This window comes from Pseudomonas imperatae (genome assembly GCF_057128625.1).
This window is the reverse complement of record NZ_JBSKHP010000004.1, coordinates 196,550-214,777: the sequence shown is the minus strand read 5'-3', so window position 1 is coordinate 214,777 and position 18,228 is coordinate 196,550. Positions and strand designations below refer to the sequence as shown.

Genomic DNA, 18,228 nt, shown 5'->3' with positions numbered 1-18,228 from the left:
GCTACCAGAACGAAGCTCGACCATGGTCGTCATTACCGGTGCCACCGGCCAGCTCGGCCGTCTTGTTATCGAACAACTATTGAGCCTGGGCGTACCCGCTGGCGGCATCGTGGCCGCCGTGCGCAGTCCCGATAAGGCCGGCGATCTGGCCGATCAGGGGGTGATCGTGCGCGAAGCCGATTACGCCCGTCCGGACACCCTGCGCACGGCCATCGCCGGTGCGCGGCGCGTGTTGCTGATTTCGTCCAGCGAGGTCGGCCAGCGCACCACCCAGCATCGCGCCGTGATCGAGGCCGCTCGCGCCGAAGGCATTGAACAACTCCTCTACACGAGCATCCTGCACGCTGACCGTTCCCCGCTGCTGCTGGCCCAGGAACACCGTCAGACCGAAGCATTGATCCTGGCCTCTGGTTTGCCCTACGTCTTGTTGCGCAATGGCTGGTATACGGAGAACTACTTGCTGAGTGTGCCGGCTGCGTTGCAGGCGGGTGCCTTTATCGGCTCGGCCGGCGAAGGGCGCATCGCCTCTGCCACCCGTAAGGACTATGCGGCTGCGGCTGCGGCCGTGCTGACCCGCCCGGTTAAGGGCAATGCCGTGTTCGAACTGGCCGGGGATACGGCCTACACCCTCTCCGAATTGGTGGCTGAAGTGAATCGTCAGAGCGGTGCCCACCTACATTACCAGGATTTGCCGCAGACCGAGTTTGCCACTGCGCTCACGGCTGCCGGCTTGCCGGAAGGGTATGCGCAAATACTGGCTGATTCCGACGTCGGTGCTTCCAGGGGCGGTCTGTTCGATGATCGTCGTCAGATCAGCGCGCTGACCGGACACCCCACCACATCGCTGGCCGATGCCTTGAAAAGAGCACTGGCTCAAAGCGCGAACGCCAGTCACTCGCCAAACAGGAAAACAAGGTGACTGGAACACTTGTCGTCGGCACATCCGAACTGTGCGCAGTTACGAAACAACTGGGAAGCCTGTGCTGTTTGATTTTTGCGGCCAGGCCAACGACAAGGCACAGGTGCGAGCACCGCCCAAAGTTATGCTTTCTTAGTTCGAGATGAGGCGTGAAGGAATGACTCTGTTTGCAACGCTTAGCAGGCTACTGAAATATCGAGTACCACAAAGCCGTCTTTGGCGACAGCGTGAGCAAGTAGCGTGGATGTTGATCGTTCGTCTGAATTCGGCATTCCAGTGCTTGCACAGCGCCGTATCTGCCTCTCCAGAGGCCCGTTCATGCCATTTCCCCCGATTGCAGACACACCTGTCCCAAGGTTCACATCCGCACCAGGTTGTCGGCCGCCATGTTCAACACGAACATCTGATCCACCTTTCCAGCCCGCGCACCATCACTTGTCGGACGTTGCCGATCAGCTTGGCCTAGCCGAACCCCAGCTCGATCAGCTTGCGCTTGCGTTGTGAAACTGTGTAGCCATCGCTGGCCGCGATCTCGTCCGCAACCGCAGAGCGACGCTCTGACGTGTTCTGCGCCACGTGCGGTGTCACGCCCATCTCTTGCAGCGCCTCAATGAGCTCGGCCGCGTCGTACCCTTGTCTGCACCTGCCGTCACCTCCGCTTCCAGATCGGCCGCTTGCAGGGCATCGCCTTGGCCTCCTCTCGTTCGGCGTAGCCATCAGCGCGCCCGCCCATTATCAATCAGTCCGTGCAGGTTATCGCTCAGCGTGTGCCCGAGGTAGCGCAGTTCGCTGGCCGTGTTGCCCTTGCGGTACAGCAGGTTGTACTGCACCTGCTCCATCAACTGCCATTCCGAACGGATGCTGTAGGACACCTGCAGCAGCATCGCCCGCATCTCCAGCGCGATGCTGGCTGCTATTCGAGGGGGGCGTTGTATGGGATCTTGCGGCTGTCAATCGGGTAACACAGACTGGTTGAGCTTGCGTGCTCGCTGGATCAGTCGTTCGGTGAACGAAGACGGTGCGTTGTGAGCGCGCAGCAGATACGTGCTCAGATCGTTATGCGACCCCGCCAGGGGTCGCATAACGATGCCTAGCTTTCGCGCGGTATCGATGCGTGACTTTCCCGCGAAGCCGATTCCGTAGCCCGCAGCGACCAGAACGGCCATCAGCTCGAACGACTTCGCGTGATTAGCCACGTTGAGTTTCGACGATACCGAGTTCAACAATTGCATGACCTGACCGCTAAGGGGTTCACAGTGCTCTGCTGACCAAAGCACCACGGGATACTGCACGGCCTTCTTCAGTGTAATTTCCGCAAACTCCAGTAGCGGTGAGAGCGCGGGAACCGCCACGGCAATCTCATCATGCCACAGCACCTCGCTTTGCAGCCCGGCTTCAGCGGGCGGTGCGACGGCAAACCCAAGATCGTAACGGCCTTCCTTCACCCCCCGAACCTGCTCGGAAAACGAAGCCTCCGTGAGACATATCGCGGTGCCGGGCTCCTCTGCGCGCTGCTTTGCCAACAGTGCCGTCAGCGTAGCGTTGAAGGCTCCAAAGGAGACGGCGATCCGTACGGATTCAGGGGCGTGCTGGCTGTGCATGGCTGGCTCTCCTGTCAAGAAGGATGCAGTAAACAATGCCAGATAATAGCAGTTCGCGTTTAATTAAACGTGGTTTAATTTGTGCTCTTATCTCACGCTTTTGTAGATGCAAAAGCGTGAGATGAGGCGAGGCCGGCCTACAGGCAGTAAACGTTTTGAGGAGGAGCCGGCCAAGGCTTTTGGCATGGCGGTAAAGGCGTTGAGGACGGAGCGTGGAACGGCACAGGAAGCACTGGCTAACTTGGCCGGAGTTGAGCGAGCTCACATGGGCCGGATCGAGCGGGGTGAGCACATGCCCACGCTCGCGGTCATCCTGAATGTTGCAGATGCGCTGGAATGCAGCGCGGCTTTCCTTATGGAAGAGACGGAGAAATGCCTGAAGCTTGTTCGAGCAGGTGTCATGGTGAGCGGGGACCATGACGGTCGGGTTTGATGCTCGCCATCTCGTGCGCTTCTCCTGACAGAAGGCGTCGTCTCATCTATTCGACGTTCTTCCAGGCTGATGCAGGTACTTTGTCCCATAGTTGACCGTGGGTGATTTCCGCGCGGCGATGGTCGCATGCCCCTTCAAATTCACCCAGTTCAGAGGACGGAATACGGTCCTTCATATGGCTGTAGACCTGCTCCAAGGTATGCAAGGTCTGGCATTTTCTGAATTTCATCAGATATTTTTTTCTTATCATCGATTGTTTTTATTTTGTCCGCATCGAGAGTTTGAGAAAAAACAGCTTTTTCTCGGTTGGTGTTGTCTTCTGGATTTTCGTTGATGGCAATTGTTATTAAAGTGTACTCAGAGAGTATGTTTTCGGATAAATATTCACAACGACTTATTGAAGAGTGGCCAGAAAATTCCTGAGGTTCAATTTCTGCGGCCTTGATGGCATGTGATCGTTAAACTGGCGACATAGGTAGGAGCCACGCCTCGACGTAGGCACGCACCTTCATTACTCGGATATGGGAATGTTCCAGAAGGTGCGCTGGAGGCGATCCAGCTCGGAGACCTGCTCCCTTGCTCGGTGATGCTCGAAGAAGGTGATCAATGGATGCGCATTTGGCTGGTTTCTCCTACGGGATGCGGAAGGGCGTACTCCATCCCGAGCTTGATTAACGCACCAAAAAACAGGTAAATTTCGCCGCAACTCAATTGGCGATCCGTATGCCGACAGCAGGATCACCACGAACAATGACAAGAGGCCGCGCGTAGTGGCCCGCACATCGTTGCCAACCATCCCGTACCGGCCGCTCTACAGCGGTAACTGCCTGCCAGTGTCACTCCACGCAGCGGTCACTCGGCGCATTTTGGCGATGAAATTGGGCGGTTCCGTTGTTCGGTTCGCCCGTTCTTGAACTCTTTTTTCTGGACATCCAGTGCGGCGCCCTTCGAGGCCAGCCTCGGGTGTTCATGGGGCCGATGCATGCGGAACAACCAGCCAGTAACCGACCGTGAGGTCACCTATTCGAGTGACGTGCGGCTGATCACGACCACCGACCTGCAGGGAGATATCACTTTCGTCAATGACGACTTCGTGAGTGTCTCAGGCTTCACCAGAAATGAGCTGGTCGGGCAGCATCACAACATCATCCGCCACCCCGATATGCCGGCTGCCGCTTTTGCCGATATGTGGCAGACCATCAAGTCCGGCCGGTCATGGAAGGGATTGGTCAAGAATCGCTGCAAGAATGGCGACTACTACTGGGTGGACGCCTATGTCACGCCCATCATGAGGGATGGCGAGGTCATCGAGTATCAGTCGGTACGGACCTTGCCCGATGCCGGGGCCAAGGCCCGCGCCGAGCACGAGTATCGTCGCTGGCGATCGGGTCAGCGGCCTCCCCTGAGAGACTGGATCAGATTGTCCTGGGGCTCGAAGCAAATGCTGGTTGCCGGGCTGCCGGCGCTGCTGTTGACTGGCCTGGCGATCAGTCGACAGGATTTGTCGATGGCCTTTGTCGCCGGCTTGATTACCGCGCTGGCGATCGGGACGCAGTTGGTGTTGATGCGGCCTTTCAGACGTTTGGTGAAGGAAGCGCGGCAGGCTATCGGCAGTCCGGCAATGTCCTATCTGTACAGCGGCCGCAGAGACGAGTTTGGTGGCATACAGCACGCGCAACTCACGCGGATGTCCGAAATGAGTGCGGTTATTGCCCGCCTTGAAAACACCTGCCACTACCTTGAGCGATCCAAGAGACGCAGCGACGATTTCATCGATCAGTCGAACCAGGCGATCGAGGGGCAAGGCAAGCATGTCGAGGAGATATCCAGTGCCATGACCAGGATGCTCGATAGCCAGACCCATGTCGCGGAGGCATCGGCGCGCACGGCGGATGCCTCAAACGCTTCGCGCGACGCAACGGTACAAGGTCGGGAACAATTGGAGCATATGGTTGGGTCGATCAATCAACTCGCACTCTCCCTGGAGGACACCCGGGCCACGGTATCGGCACTGGCTGAGCGCAATACAGACATCGGCAAGGTAGTCGATGTGATCACTGCCGTCGCTGACCAGATCAACCTTCTGGCCCTGAATGCAGCCATAGAAGCCGCACGCGCTGGTGAAGCGGGACGCGGTTTCGCCGTGGTGGCCGACGAGGTACGAAATCTGGCACAGCGTACCCAACAATCAACGCGGGATATTCGTGAAATTATCCTGGGCCTCGAAGAAGATACACAAGCGTGCGTAGCAGCCATTGAGAACGGGGTCGAAGTGTCGCAGCGGACCGTTGGTCTCGCCGGGGAGACGGATCGTGCATTCGGTGTGATTCTGGAATCTGTGAACCGCATCAATGAACTGGCTGGACATGTCGATACGTCGATGATCGAACAGTCCAGCATCAGCGAGCAGACCGGGAAGCAAATGACCGTGCTGCGAGACAGCGCGATGGAAGCGGTCAAGGCCAGCGGCGCAGCCAAGCATGAAGCTGACCGATTAGGTTGGCAAATTGACAACCTGAATGTGCTAGCCAGCCACTTCAATGCGAACATGAGTCGGTAGCTGGTGTCACGGATCATTGTCCTGAGCTGTAGCAATTGTTCGCCGGTACGTTGTCGAGCAATCTACCGTTCGCACGGGCAGATGGGGTTATTTCCCTTGTCTTATGCTCTTTCATCCCATGGCGCCTGCCGCCATCGTTCGAGCAGGAATTCGCTGAATGCAGTCAGTCGGTGCGGCACGGGCTCCCTGCGTGCTCGCACAAGGCTGATTTTCGATGCTACACCCTCCCATTCGGGCAGTATGCGCACTAGCTGGCCGTTGCGTAGCTCTTCGTGAACGTCCCACGTTTCACGCAGTGAGATTCCCAGTCCGGCAAGGCACCATTCATGCAGAACGTCCCCGTTATCGCTGCAGAGCGTGCCTCCGATCAGCACGGACTTCTCGCGTCGTCCCTTTTGAAGCGGCCATGTGTTTTGCAGCAATCCTGGATAGGCAAACACCAGGCAGTTGTGGTGCTCCAGTTCCTCCGGCCGTGCGGGGTTCCCATATGCTTCAATGAAGGTCGGCGAGGCCACGAGGATGCGCCGGTTCTCCGCCACCCTGCGAGCAAGAAGCCTTGAATCGGCCAGTTCACCCATGCGTATCGCCAGATCCAGGTCGCCGCTATAGAGATCCTGAACCTGATCGGAGAGGCGCAGATCAAATCCGACCCTGGGATGTAGTCGGCAAAAGTCAGTGATCGCAGGCGCAACAAACTTGCGCCCAAACGGGGCTGGAGCGGTCAGACGTATGTTGCCAGTCAGTTCCTGACTTCCGCCTCTTGCGAGTTCTTTCACTTCATCGAGGACCGACAGGGCTACGCGCGCTCTTTCGGCGATGGCACGCCCTTCGTCGGTGATACGTAAGTTACGGGTGTTCCGTTCAAACAAGGTAGTTCCGAGAGCACTCTCCAGCCTGGCGATCTGCTTGCTGACAGCTTTGGGCGCGATCTGTAGATCCCTTGCCGCAGCTGAAAAGCTGTGACGGTCAACCACATGCAGAAAGACGGCAAGATCATCGTTGCGCAATTGATTTGGGCCTTATTGGGGAAAGTGTTTGTCAATTTTAGGCGCTTTGAAGGTTAAAGTAAATCATCCAGAATGACTGCCGAACATGCTCATCCAGCCGTGCGGTCTAAAAGCTGCGGGCGGATTCCATATGCACTTTCAAATCTTCAAAGGAGCCAGGAAATGTCACAGCGCATACTCTTTGTGTTGACCAGTCATGACAGGAAAGGTCTCGCAGGCGCACCTGATGCCGCACCCAGCGGCTTCTATCTGTCGGAGGTGAGCCATCCATACAAAGTTCTCGTGGAGGCGGGTTTTACCGTCGATTTCGTAAGCCCAAAGGGTGGCAAGACCCATGTCGATGGGCTGAACCTGGATGATCCGATCAATGCTGAATTCTGGAATGACGCGACGCTCCGCGGCGCTACAGAAAACACGTTGGCACCGACCCAGATCGATCCCGACGTTTATGCCGCCATCTTCTATGCCGGCGGTCACGCGACGATGTGGGACTTCCCCGACAATGCTGAACTGGCAGCCATCGCGGCACGAATTTATGAGCATGGTGGCGTGGTATCGGCGGTTTGCCACGGGCCGGCCGGATTGGTGAACATCAAGCTCTCTGATGGTCGCTATTTAGTCGCCGGCAAGGAGGTTTCGGCCTTCACCAACGATGAGGAGCGTGCAGTCGGCTTGTACGACACCGTGCCATTCTTACTGGCCGACGTTCTCCGGGACCGAGGGGCAAGCCATCTGCCGGTAGCAAACTTTGAGTCTCAGGTCGTCGTGAGCGAGAGGCTTGTGACTGGACAGAATCCTGCGTCGGCAAAAGGAGTAGCCGAAGCGATGCTGCCTCTGTTGGCATCCGGTGCTGATGGGCGGGCGTGAGTCATGAACGAGCGTATGCCCTTTGTTATCTACGTTTTCGCGCTCTGCGCCTTCGCACTGGGTTTCACCGAGTTTGTCACCATCGGCCTGGTGTCCAACATTTCCGCGGATTTGCACACCAGCGTCAGTCAGGTGGGAACGGCGGTGACGGCCTATGCGCTGGGAGCGGTGATCGGTGCGCCAGGGCTGACCGCTCTCGCAACTCGCTGGCCTCGTAAGCGTCTGCTGTTGGTGGCCATGGGATTGTTCACCGTTGGCAATGCGGTGGTGAGCCTCTCAGACGCATTGATGCCGATGTTGGTGGCACGCTTCGCTTCGGGACTCGGCCATGGCGTATTCCTTGCGGTCGCGTCCAGTGTTGCCACTCAACTGGTTGGGCGCAATCGCGCAGGAGCTGCTGTCGCTGTGGTATTCGGCGGGTTGACCCTCGCCCTGGCTCTTGGGGTGCCGCTGGGAACGTACCTTGGCAGTCTCCTGAACTGGCAAGTGATTTTCATGGCGGTGGCAGCCAGTGGTGCGATCGGTTTCCTGGGGTTGCTCATCTTGATGCCGACCGACCACGACGACGCCTCGGCCCAGGCCAACGCGATGGATGGACTCAAGGCGATGTTCAATCCGCGCCTGTTGGCAGGCGCCGGTATCACTGTTCTGGCGTATGCCGGTTCGTTCGCGCTGTACACCTACATTTCACCGATCCTCCTGCAGGTCACGCAGGTTACCGAAAGCACCAGCAGCTTGCTTATGCTCGGCTATGGCGTCATGGCGGCTATCGGCAACATTTGGGGTGGCCGCCTAACCGACCGCAAAGGTGCAGACCATGCGGTGATGGTGGTATTGGTTGGACTGGCCCTGGTGTTGCTTGCAATGTGGGTATCGGCATCTTCGCTTGCGCTGATGGCAATTCTGATTGGTTTGCTGGGTGCGCTGACCTATGCCGCAGTCCCGGCACTGCAGGCTCGGGTGATCGGGCTGTCTCATGACTACGCACCACAGGCGCCTGCAGTGGCGGCTGGTCTGAATATCGCCGGGTTCAATGGTGGTATCGCCCTGGGTTCGATTTTGGGCGGCGTTACCCTGGAGATTATCGGCCTTGTGAGCACTGCATGGGTGGGCGCGGCTGTCGTTATCCTGGGCATACTCTGGATGATGATACAAATGGCTGATTCCAGACACAGAACGGCCCAAGGGGCTTCCTCAGACTGATTTCAATATCATACATAGCATTCCTGGAAGCCAGCGGTATGATTTACCGCTGGCTTCCCTGTTTTTGCATCGATTCATGTCGGCGTGCGGTATCATCGTATTGTTATTTCATTCAAATCAATACAACGGATCTTTAAAAATTCTCAGCCAACATATAATTTATTTTTATATTTCTGGTGATTATCTCCATTGAATAATTTCAGATACGAAGTTTCGGTGATGTGTACAGAGCGGATTTAATATCACGGGCCGCTGCACGATTGGGAGTAACTCGACCGACCGTATCCTCACACATCTTGGAACCATTTCTTGGGAAGAAGATCCGTTCGGCAACAGCCAGTAAGTCGCGGATGCCGAAGTTCCATTTTTCATTCTCTCCCATCTACCGACCGCGCTAGCGCTTTGAAGGCGAACAACCCGCCAAAAATTGCCACTAGGCTCAGCACGACGGAGAACAATGTGGCACCACCTGCCAATCCGAGCCGGTCGATCAAGAAGCCCGCCGCGACCGGAAGCAGGCCCGCGGGGATGTAGCCACCGATATTCAGTACCGCATTGGCCTCAGCACGTCGCTCATCAGGAACATGCAGACCAATCAATGTAAGGCCGCCTAATTGGCCCAGGCCCTGTCCGGCACCAGCCAGCAACGCGGCCGCCACCAGCATGGGAGCCAGCGAGGAATGCACGGCGAGGCCTAGGCTCGCCATCGCCAGTACCGTGGCCGTGGTGCTGCCCAGGAAGATCGAGCGTATCGGCCAGTGGCGCACCGCGAACTGCACGCCCGTGGCGGTCAGGAACATGGCGCACGCCATGCCGCCGGCGATCATGGGACTGCGCACGTCGAGCAGCCGCGATGGTCCCAGTGCCAGCACGAACGAGGTTGCCGTGATGCCCGGCCCGAAGGTAGCGATGCCGCAGGCCAGATGCCGCCAGTTGGCGGTGGGCACCGTGGGCAGGAGAAGCCGCAAAGGCTGGTCGCTGGATCGCAACGAACGCCGCAAGGGCAACAGGCAGGCAACGATCAGCGCGCTGCCGAGGACAACCAATTCGGTGCCGAACACCGGCAGGATCGGATGCACCATCGTCTGCGCCAGGCCGCCCGCGATTTTGATGGACGACAAGAACGACAGTCCTATGCTCGGAGCCAGGCTTGAAGCCAGGCACCTGGAGAGTTACCGCCGGGCAGAAGTGATCACGGGCGAACGGCTACGACGGGACTGGTTGCCGGAAGAGAAAGACCAGTTCCTTTCAGAATGTGCCGAGCGCGGTGTGAACATTTCGGAGATCGCGCGACGGTTCGGCGTTAATCGAGGGCTTTTGAACAAGCGGCGGAAGGCTGCGTGTCTGCCAGTTGCGCATATGCGGCAAACGCATTTTCGATCACTTCAATCACGGCTCTGATTTTGGCTGATTTTTTTAGGTCGGGGTGTAAGACAAGCCATATATCGATCCAGTCTTTATTTTCCGGGAATATGCGAAGAAGCTCAGGGTCTTGATCAGCAATAAACGATGAAAGTAAGCCTATTCCCAAGCCATTTCGAGCTGCCGAGCGAAGAAGCATCTGTGAGTTTGATTGCAGGACCACATTGGGAGGGTTGATCTTTTCGCCGCAGAAATCACTCCAATGACGCGGTACCAAATCACGTGGAAACATCAGAAGATCGTGATCTTTTAACTTGGTATCTTTGGTGGGCATCCCTTTTCGCTCTATATATTCCTGTGCCGCATAGAGCCCCATTTCGATTGTTGCCAACCGTTTGATGATCAAAGTTTCTTCTTCCGGACGTGCACCACGAATTGCCATGTCTGCGCTACGGTAAGAAATATCTGATATGTCCACAGCCGTTAATAGCGTAATGGTGATGTCGGGGTACTGCGCTCGTAGAGTTTTCAAAGCAGGAATTACAAATGTTTCGGCCATCGTGTCCGTCGTCGCAATGCTGACATTACCAGACGGACTGCCATCACCTTTCGACGCCTTTCGATTGATTGTGCGGATTACATTTTCAATATCAATGGCATCAGACAGCAACTCTTCCCCCAGCGCGCTAAGCGAGTAGTGCTTCGGTGTGCGAATAAAAAGCTTGGAGTTTAGCGATTCTTCAAGTGCGAGTATGCGCCTGCCGACTGTCGCTTGATCTACATGCAACTCCATCGCGGCTTTACGCAAAGTACCGCAGCGTGCCAAAGCGAGGAAAAACCGGGCATCGTCCCAGTTCACTGAAAATCACCTTTCCCGAATTCTTGTGTATTGCAGGACATTTGTTACTTCCTTTATTTATACTTGCTGAACATTAGTACAACCACCAAAAAACATAGCATGTTTACAACACGTGGGCAACGCAGAGTGATGCGAAAATGCATCACTCTGCTGCATTTTTAAATCTTCAGGCGCGTGCTAGTTTTATGATTATATAAAGACATAACTTGAGACATCTTGTAGCAAGATTAACAATCTTACATAAGAACCTGTTTGCGATCTTTTCATGGGATGCATTGCTCTGCCAGGGCCGGCGGGTTCTAAGAGCGGCTAACAAAAGCCTTTTGAACTTGGCTGCTGAGCCCGCACTGTGCGGAGCATGGCCCATCGCACCGAAATCAACAAAACGCTGTGGGATCGCATCAAGCCCTTGATCCCGGAAGCCCCCCCCCTTCAGCGAAGGGTAGCAGACCGCGAGTAGACGACTAAAGCGCGCTCAACGGCATCGTGTACGTGCTGCGTACCGGCATCGCTTGGGAGGATCTGCCGCAGGAACTGGGCTGCGGCAGCGGCATGACCTGCTGGCGCCGGTTGCGTGACTGGCAGGCCTCCGGGGTATGGCATCGCCTGCACCAGGTGCTGGTGACCGAACTACGCCGGTCCGACAAGCCCGACTTCAGTCGGGCAAGCCTGGACGCGGCCAGCGTGGCCTCCCCCGGGGGCCTTGCACCGGGCCGAACCCGACCGACCGCGGCAAACTGGGCAGCAAGCGGCACTTGATTACGGACCGACACGGCGTTCCCCTGGTGTTTTGCGCGACCGGGGCCAACCGGCACGACTCGGTCGTGTTCGAGGAACTGGTCGATGCGTTGCCGCCGATCGCCGGCAAGCCAGGGCGGCCACGACGCTGGCCGGACAAGCTGCATGCGGACAAGGCCTACGACATTGATCGGTGCCGGGACCACCTGAAGCAACGAGGGATCACACCACGTATTGCCCGCAAGGGCGTGGAGCTAACGATCGGCTGGGCCGGTATCGCTGGGTGGTTGAGCGCACACATGCCTCGTTTCCCGGCATGGGAAAACTGCGGTCCCGCTTCGAACGCCGGACCGACATCCACCTGGTGTTGCTGTCCTTGGCATGTTGCGTCATCTGTGCGCGGCGACTTCCAGAGTTTTGTTAGTGGCTCTAAGAAGAAAGTGGTCATTCATATGAATGAGATTATTCAAATCTATTATTTAGTTTTGGAAAAAACCATGAAGAAAAACGTAAAAGGTTCAACGTTATTAGACATTTTGGACAACGAACGAAAAGACGATGAATCAATAATTTATTCCGGGGAAGCAAATAATGAGCTAAACAATGCCGAAGAAGTGGTGGGGACAATATTACGGCAAGGCGTTACACATATCTTTTTGGTTCCCGGAAAGCTCATTTATCCCTTTATCAATGCGATAGATCGCACGGCAATCAGAACCATTGTCTGTGCGCATGAAACAGCCAGCGGTTTCATGGCTGATGGATATTCTCGCGTCAGTCGTCAGTTCGGGGTATGCCTTGCAATCTCTGGGCCAGGGACAATGAATTTGATACCAGCCATGGCCGCAGCACAGGCTGATAGGACGCCTGTCTTGTATATAGTTGGTGGCATTTCAACACTCCATGAAGCTCAGGGCGCATTTCAGGATGGCAGTAATAGTGGATTGGGTGAATTAAACATCGTCAGGCCGTTATTAAGTTCAGCCGTGGAAATAAAAAATGATTCTACACTTCAGTATGAATTGCGACAGATTTTCAGGAACCTAAATTACAAAAGGAAAGGTCGAGCCTACTTGAGTTTGCCTGTGGATATTCAGAAAAGAAAGGCCACCGTGATTCCACACCTCAGACCGATAGAGATGTTGGAACGTCATGACTCTCCAATCGACCAAACAGCGCTTGATAAGATATTGAAAGATTATATCCTAAATAAATCGAACGTAGTAATTCTCTCTGGATGTCGTGTTAATAATCACGAAGGTTCATCATTACTTCGTCGTATTGCAGAAAAATATCATTTGCCCGTGACTACCACATTGGCTGGAAAGGGGTCTTTCCCAGAGTCCCATCCGCTTTTTTTAGGTTTATATGGTTTTGCTGGGCATGCGCGCGCCATTGAAACCTTAAACAGCAATGATGTCGATGTACTTGTGGTTGTTGGCTGTGACTTGAGTCAAAGGGATAGTCTGAATTGGACACCAAGATTACACGGCCATAAAACGTTGATCGTCATAGATGAAGAATTTGATAAACCTTGCTTGCATTACCAGCCAGATATTCAAATTTTCTCCAGCTTGAATGAATCGCTGCAATATATGATCAACGAGGTGGATGAAAAGAGTGCTAAATTGTCAGCGGCTCGAAGTCATCGCGCGGCCTGGGTTGAGGAGTTGAAAAAGCTGCCCTTGATTGTGGAGCGAAATGACCCGAAGAAGACTGTCAGCTTATCTCCTGGAGATGTCGTACGTCACCTGCGCCGCCTTATGCCTTTAAATACCAATGTTGTTGTTGATTCCGGTGCCCATCGAATCTTCATGGCTCATTATTGGCAATCGAACGGTTGCGGCGATTATCATACATCGAGTTCACTCGCTCCGATGGGATGGGCCATTTGTGCAGGCATAGGGATCAAGCTGGCGGCCCCCAATCACGAGTGCCTGGTGGTTACTGGTGATGGTTGCATGCTCATGCATGGGGTCGAGATTCAAACAGCAGTTCGATATGGTGTTAAAGTCATTTTTGTCGTCATGAATAACAGTGCTCATGGCGCAATGCTGATAGATACTTTGAAAGGTCATGGTGTTTCAGCGGAATATATTCGGCTGCCTAGTCACGACTGGGTCAAGTTCGCCAATAGTTTAGGCGTGGAGGCGGAAAGGGTTTCATCCATTGCCGAAATGGATGGTGTTTTTGTTCGTGCCCGAAGGCATGATGGGCCATTTTTGGTCGAGATCATCATCGGTAACGACACGCCTCCGAACCGTTATTACAACGAAAGCGTCGTTCAATGCGATGGACGTACGATGGACGCTTGAAATGTAAAGTTAATTTTTATTTGGTGCGAATAGCCTTCAATTAATAATTTAGGTTTCTTAGATGATTAGGATAATTTCAGTGTTATTGTTATCATTTTTTCTTGTGAAGCCAGCCATGGCTGGTGACATGGAGCATAAAAACATCCTTAAAACGATTTTACTTCAATCGGATGGCTCTTGGGAAAGAACCGCATATCAACAATATCCTAGAGGACGACCCAAAATTACTGTGCTGAGAGTAAGCGTCAAGCCAAATCAAACATTGAAATGGCATAGCCATCCTTGTATAAGCGCCGTCTATATGGAAGAGGGAAGTATCAGCCTAACGATTCGAAAATCAGGAAGACAACGAACTTTTAGACGAGGTGAATTGTTTGCCGATACTGTCAACATTAAGCACAAAGGAATATCAGGCAGCAAAGGGGCTGAAATGTTGGTATTCTTTGCCTGTACTGGAAATACGCCTTTGAGTATATATTGAGACTTCTGAAAGTATTTTATTATTTAGTTCTGTAGCTTCACTTTCAACTCGGGGTGGCTCCCGTTGCCTACTTAGTCTGGTGGTTCGGGGGCGATCGTTGTTCCTGGTCAATGTGCTGTGGCTATGATTGCCACGCTTACCATCGTGCCTGTTGCCGCGGCTTTACCGCGCGCGGCTGCTCTTCGGGCAGGTACGTCCTGAATTGTCAGCAGTATAGGGACACTTGGCACAGCATCGACAATCAGCTCCTCGCTGAGGGAATTCTCGTAGCGCGTCACCCGCCTCTTTTGTGTGCGCTCAATGCTGTCGAAGTCCCGTTAACGGGACAAGGCAGACGTCCTTCGTGTAAGCCACGCCAGCAGAATCCGGCTTACCATGTTCAGCATCGGCCCATCAGTGATGAAATATTGCTTCAGTCCGATGCATTTCTATTCGTTACCTCGGTTAATTCATTGCGGTATAGTGAAAATACTCAATCATTAATATGCGATGGCGTCATAGAAAGCGGTTTGGAGAGATAAATGTCATATATTCTTTCAATGAAGAAAAATCAGGTCAACAGCAGTCATTTTTCAATTTTATTATTTATTGCGATGGCACTGATGGCCGCATTACTGAACAGCACTGCGCCGACACCTCTTTATCCTTTGTATCAGCATGAGTTTGGTCTCACTTCTGTAAGTTTGACGATCATATATGGGGCATATGCCGGAGGGGTCCTTATTTCACTCCTTTGCATTGGCAACATGGCAAATAAGGTCAGCGACTTACGCTACATGATTGTTCCCGCGTTGCTGGTGGTTTTTGTTGGTGCGGTTTTATTTGCAATAGCCAATTCATTCGTGATGTTGTTTTTTGCCAGGTTACTAGCCGGCATCGGAACAGGCGCATTAACCGGCGCTGCCAACATCGCTTTAGTGAAATTTGGTCCGAAGGATAAGGGGAAATCTGCAGCGCTTATTGCCACGCTATCATTTACGACTGGCTTGGCTCTGGGGCCCATTATAAGTGGCGTGGCATTGCAGACCAGTTTTCATGCGACTTCGTTTCCGTTTATTTTCATTATGGTTGTTACGTTCCTGTCCGTGCTGGGGGTGATTATGACATGGCCAGAGGATAATCATGCCGCAATACAGGAAGTCTCTGCGGTCCAGGTGACACCTTCTTCGGAAATAGGTGGTCTGAAAATAGACCGCGATTTTACAAGATTCAATTTCTTCTTGTGTGCTATGTCCTTATTTACATGTTGGTCGGTCGCTGCGAGCTTATTCTCCATTGGCCCAAATGTATCTGAGTTATTGTTGGGGATTCATTATCGAGGGATGTTTGGGTACGTTATTGCTATTTATCTCATCATTGCTGGTATTAGTCAGATCATCAGCCGTCGCATAGATGCCAAAAAATCCTTATTTGCGGGATGTGTGGCTCAGATTTTCTCCCTGTTGATGTTCTATGTCGCCATTGAATCAAAGTCTGTGATCATTGCCAGCATTGGAATGATTGTGGCGGGATATGCATATGGCGCCATATTTGTCGGAAGCGCAACGCTGGTGAACATAATCTCCCCTAAAGAGAGCCATGCTAGGTTGGTCTCTTTGTTCTATATAATAGCTTATGCGGCCAACTGGGTTCCTGTACTATTGGGCATTGTGATCGACTATCAAAGTCTGCAATTGGCTGTCGATTTATTGTTTTATGTCAGCGCGGCTTCCTGTGTGATTCTTGGTGTCATGATCAAGGGAGCCCATTTCGAAAGCTAGGCTGATTTTTGCTAACAGGAGAATGTCCTTTACGCTACGCTGTCGTCGCGGGTGCATGCATCACCCTCAGATAGGGATTGTTCATGGGGACTTCATCGAACAATGCCCCAGGGTCAATCAAAAGGTAGCCATGCAGCCGGCGTGATTTCCGCGGCCCGGTGACTTCGCAAGTCCAGATGTTGAGACCGCTGTCCTGTTTACGATGCAACTGCAATTTCTCGAAGCGCTTCTGTACCCACTGCCAGTCAGCCAATTGTTCCTGCTTTGCCAGAACCGCCGTTGCCGGGTGCTCCTGCGCGTAGCGCTGGAACACCCCAGGGCTGACCAGGTAAACGGTATCGGCGACTGTATGCACCAGGGCTTTGGCGTCGTTGATAATCAGCTTGCGGGTGCTAATGTGCCGACGCAGCCAGGCGATAAAGTGTTCGCCGGATGGAAGCGCCTGAGTTTCGTTTTTCACCGCGGTGGCTGGGGGAGCAGCAGGCGTCGGCAGCTCAGGCTCCTGATCCTGCCCGATTCCTGTCTCGATTGGTTCGTTCGGAGATGCTGTGGTCGACGGCATCTCGATGTCCGGTGTTCCGAGCAGATCGAGCAAGGCATCGACGCCATCCCCGCTGGCCGCTTGCGTGCCAGGTGCAGGAGCGGAGAGCGCTGAAGTGGATGCCATGCCGGCTGACGGCAAAGGCTGCTCCGCAGCGTTTGGTGAAGCGGGGGATGCATCCGCTGTAGCGGTGTCGTCCTGCACCACTTCCACAGTTCCCTGAAACGCCGGCGGACGCTCGCTGCCTTCCCATATCAGCGCCGGTGCGAGCCGAAGCAGCGTGAACGTGTGTGTCCAGCCTGCCTCGCTGGTGACGACCGCTTTCCAGATGGCTTTGTCGTCAGGTGTGGCCTGGAGCATGCCGTGGTCCTGCAGGATGTTGAATACGGCCGTGTTGTTGGCCGGAATGCCCTCGATGCCCTGCGACAGCAAATGTGCGCGCAGTTTGTCCGATACCGTCTTGGATACGAGCCACAAGGCATCCTGTGTCAGCCAGCCATCCGATGCCTGCGGCTGGTTCAGCTTCAGTTCCTCCTTGAGCAGATAGCGAAGCCCCTCCAGCAATTTGCGCTGCAAAGCGTGCTTCGGCGCGGCCATTGCCTTGGCGGGATCGCCGCCCAGCTCCTGGGCGACTGAGGCGCGGTCGGCTTGCGTGACCAGCTCGCCCAGCACGCCGGCGTGCTCGTACTGTCCGGCCAGCACGTAAAGCAGTGCTGCCCATAGTTCACGGTAGCCACTGAGCCAGTCGAGGATGTCGCGATCGAGCAATCGGTTGTAGAGCAAGCCGCTCGATGCGCTGTGCAGGCGGTATTCGCGGTCCTTGCGGTAGCGGAAGCGGTACGGATGCTGCAACGGCCCGTGCCAGGGGTGCCACACGCTGCCATCGCTCATCTCGACATGCAGATCGACGGCGATCTTGCCAATATCATGGAGCAGCGCGGCATAGGCCGTTGCAGCCGTCCAGGCTTCGGCTTGTGCGGCCTGGTCCTCGGGTGTCGTTCCCGCCGGAAGAAGGTGGGACTGACGTAGCTTAAGCGCATAAGCGACGATCTCAAGCCCGTGATCGAGCAGCCCCCCGGGATAGGCATGATGATGCGATTCCGATGCTGGGAACTGCTGGACCAGCTCGGCGTAGCGTTCCAGTGGAGCGAGGTACAGCGCAGCGAATTGCGTGCGTGAAAGTGATGTGCGTTGCCAGATGTGTTCCAGCAACTTCTGTCGCCGAGATGTCGCCAGCAGAGACGCGGCCGACTCCGGCCGCGTCAGCCCTTTGCCTTTTGTTGCAGTAGCTGGCGCTACGGTGGCGGCCTGCACGGGTCGTTTTCGTTGGAACAGCGCGAACATGTAAGCACCTGAAATTGCGGTCACAGGATAGCCTTTTCCTTTTCAGGTAGGCCCATTCCCCTTGGGCCCCATTCCCTTGCCCCTTGCCGACCTTTTGCCCTTGCCGAAGCCTTTTGATATAGCCCTGTGGGCCAGTGCCAGCGAGCAAGAATGCGGTACTGGAGGAGTCCCTTTGTCGTCCTGCGTTAATAGTTAGGCTCGTGCATTCCTCGCTGAGGCAACGGGGTTGTGACAGAGT

General features: G+C 54.6%; 14 protein-coding genes and 3 pseudogenes. 10 read left to right on the top strand and 7 right to left on the bottom strand.

From position 1 onward, the window contains the following. Nucleotides 1-22: 22 nt before the first annotated feature. Nucleotides 23-919 (top strand): SDR family oxidoreductase, encoded by an 897-nt coding sequence (locus ACWKWX_RS07395; protein WP_483827381.1) that lies wholly within the window; start codon nt 23-25, stop codon nt 917-919. Between the two features lie 358 nt (nt 920-1,277). Here the strand turns inward: ACWKWX_RS07395 and ACWKWX_RS07390 are convergent. Continuing rightward, nucleotides 1,278-1,734, bottom strand: a pseudogene (locus tag ACWKWX_RS07390) (transposase); the annotation flags it as partial. Between the two features lie 135 nt (nt 1,735-1,869). Further along, nucleotides 1,870-2,520 carry a LysR family substrate-binding domain-containing protein gene (locus tag ACWKWX_RS07385; RefSeq protein WP_483827380.1) on the bottom strand — a complete coding sequence of 217 codons (651 nt, stop codon included), beginning with the start codon at nt 2,518-2,520 and terminating at the stop codon, nt 1,870-1,872. Nucleotides 2,521-2,626: 106 nt separating this feature from the next. Between ACWKWX_RS07385 and ACWKWX_RS07380 the strand changes: the two genes are divergently transcribed. After that, complete coding sequence (locus tag ACWKWX_RS07380; protein WP_483827379.1) at nt 2,627-2,953, top strand: helix-turn-helix domain-containing protein; 327 nt, start codon at nt 2,627-2,629, stop codon at nt 2,951-2,953. A 46-nt stretch (nt 2,954-2,999) separates the two neighbouring features. Here ACWKWX_RS07380 and ACWKWX_RS07375 read toward each other — a convergent pair whose 3' ends face one another. After that, entirely contained in the window at nt 3,000-3,182 is a 183-nt protein-coding gene (locus ACWKWX_RS07375; RefSeq protein WP_483827378.1) for an Hha/YmoA family nucleoid-associated regulatory protein, read from the bottom strand. Between the two features lie 753 nt (nt 3,183-3,935). On the opposite strand from ACWKWX_RS07375, the pseudogene ACWKWX_RS07370 reads away from it, so the two are divergent. After that, nucleotides 3,936-4,265: pseudogene (locus tag ACWKWX_RS07370) on the top strand (PAS domain-containing protein); the annotation flags it as partial. Continuing rightward, the gene (locus ACWKWX_RS07365; protein WP_483827439.1) at nt 4,242-5,513 is read left to right on the top strand and encodes a methyl-accepting chemotaxis protein; all 1,272 of its coding nucleotides are present in this window, start codon (nt 4,242-4,244) and stop codon (nt 5,511-5,513) included. The pseudogene ACWKWX_RS07370 and the gene ACWKWX_RS07365, both read left to right, overlap by 24 nt. Before the next feature lie 101 nt (nt 5,514-5,614). Here the strand turns inward: ACWKWX_RS07365 and ACWKWX_RS07360 are convergent, their stop codons facing one another. Further along, on the bottom strand, nt 5,615-6,520 hold the full coding sequence (locus tag ACWKWX_RS07360) for a LysR family transcriptional regulator (RefSeq protein ID WP_483827377.1): 906 nt from the start codon (nt 6,518-6,520) through the stop codon (nt 5,615-5,617). 162 nt (nt 6,521-6,682) lie between these two features. On the opposite strand from ACWKWX_RS07360, the gene ACWKWX_RS07355 reads away from it, so the two are divergent. Both ACWKWX_RS07355 and ACWKWX_RS07350 read left to right on the top strand, forming a co-directional pair. Next, nucleotides 6,683-7,387: a type 1 glutamine amidotransferase domain-containing protein gene (locus ACWKWX_RS07355; protein WP_483827376.1), complete on the top strand. Its 705-nt coding sequence runs from the start codon at nt 6,683-6,685 to the stop codon at nt 7,385-7,387. 3 nt (nt 7,388-7,390) lie between these two features. Continuing rightward, entirely contained in the window at nt 7,391-8,590 is a 1,200-nt protein-coding gene (locus ACWKWX_RS07350) for an MFS transporter (RefSeq protein WP_483827375.1), read from the top strand. Between the two features lie 368 nt (nt 8,591-8,958). Here the strand turns inward: ACWKWX_RS07350 and ACWKWX_RS07345 are convergent, their stop codons facing one another. Both ACWKWX_RS07345 and ACWKWX_RS07340 read right to left on the bottom strand, forming a co-directional pair. Next, nucleotides 8,959-9,711, bottom strand: a complete 753-nt coding sequence (locus ACWKWX_RS07345) for an MFS transporter (protein WP_483827374.1) — start codon at nt 9,709-9,711, stop codon at nt 8,959-8,961. A gap of 182 nt (nt 9,712-9,893) precedes the next feature. Beyond that, nucleotides 9,894-10,811: a LysR family transcriptional regulator gene (locus ACWKWX_RS07340; protein WP_483827373.1), complete on the bottom strand. Its 918-nt coding sequence runs from the start codon at nt 10,809-10,811 to the stop codon at nt 9,894-9,896. A gap of 358 nt (nt 10,812-11,169) precedes the next feature. On the opposite strand from ACWKWX_RS07340, the pseudogene ACWKWX_RS07335 reads away from it, so the two are divergent. The 4 genes and pseudogenes from ACWKWX_RS07335 to ACWKWX_RS07320 all read left to right on the top strand — a co-directional run bounded on the left by ACWKWX_RS07335 (nt 11,170) and on the right by ACWKWX_RS07320 (nt 16,105). Continuing rightward, nucleotides 11,170-11,973 (top strand): annotated as a pseudogene (locus ACWKWX_RS07335) (IS5 family transposase). A 28-nt stretch (nt 11,974-12,001) separates the two neighbouring features. Continuing rightward, on the top strand, nt 12,002-13,864 hold the full coding sequence (locus tag ACWKWX_RS07330; RefSeq protein WP_483827372.1) for a thiamine pyrophosphate-binding protein: 1,863 nt from the start codon (nt 12,002-12,004) through the stop codon (nt 13,862-13,864). Nucleotides 13,865-13,979: 115 nt separating this feature from the next. Continuing rightward, complete coding sequence (locus tag ACWKWX_RS07325) at nt 13,980-14,345, top strand: cupin domain-containing protein (protein ID WP_483827371.1); 366 nt, start codon at nt 13,980-13,982, stop codon at nt 14,343-14,345. 521 nt (nt 14,346-14,866) lie between these two features. Then, nucleotides 14,867-16,105, top strand: a complete 1,239-nt coding sequence (locus ACWKWX_RS07320) for an MFS transporter (RefSeq protein WP_483827370.1) — start codon at nt 14,867-14,869, stop codon at nt 16,103-16,105. Between the two features lie 34 nt (nt 16,106-16,139). Here the strand turns inward: ACWKWX_RS07320 and mobH are convergent, their stop codons facing one another. Next, a complete protein-coding gene (mobH, locus tag ACWKWX_RS07315) occupies nt 16,140-17,990 on the bottom strand; it encodes a MobH family relaxase (RefSeq protein WP_483827369.1) in 1,851 nt (616 codons plus the stop codon). Between the last annotated feature and the right edge of the window lie 238 nt (nt 17,991-18,228).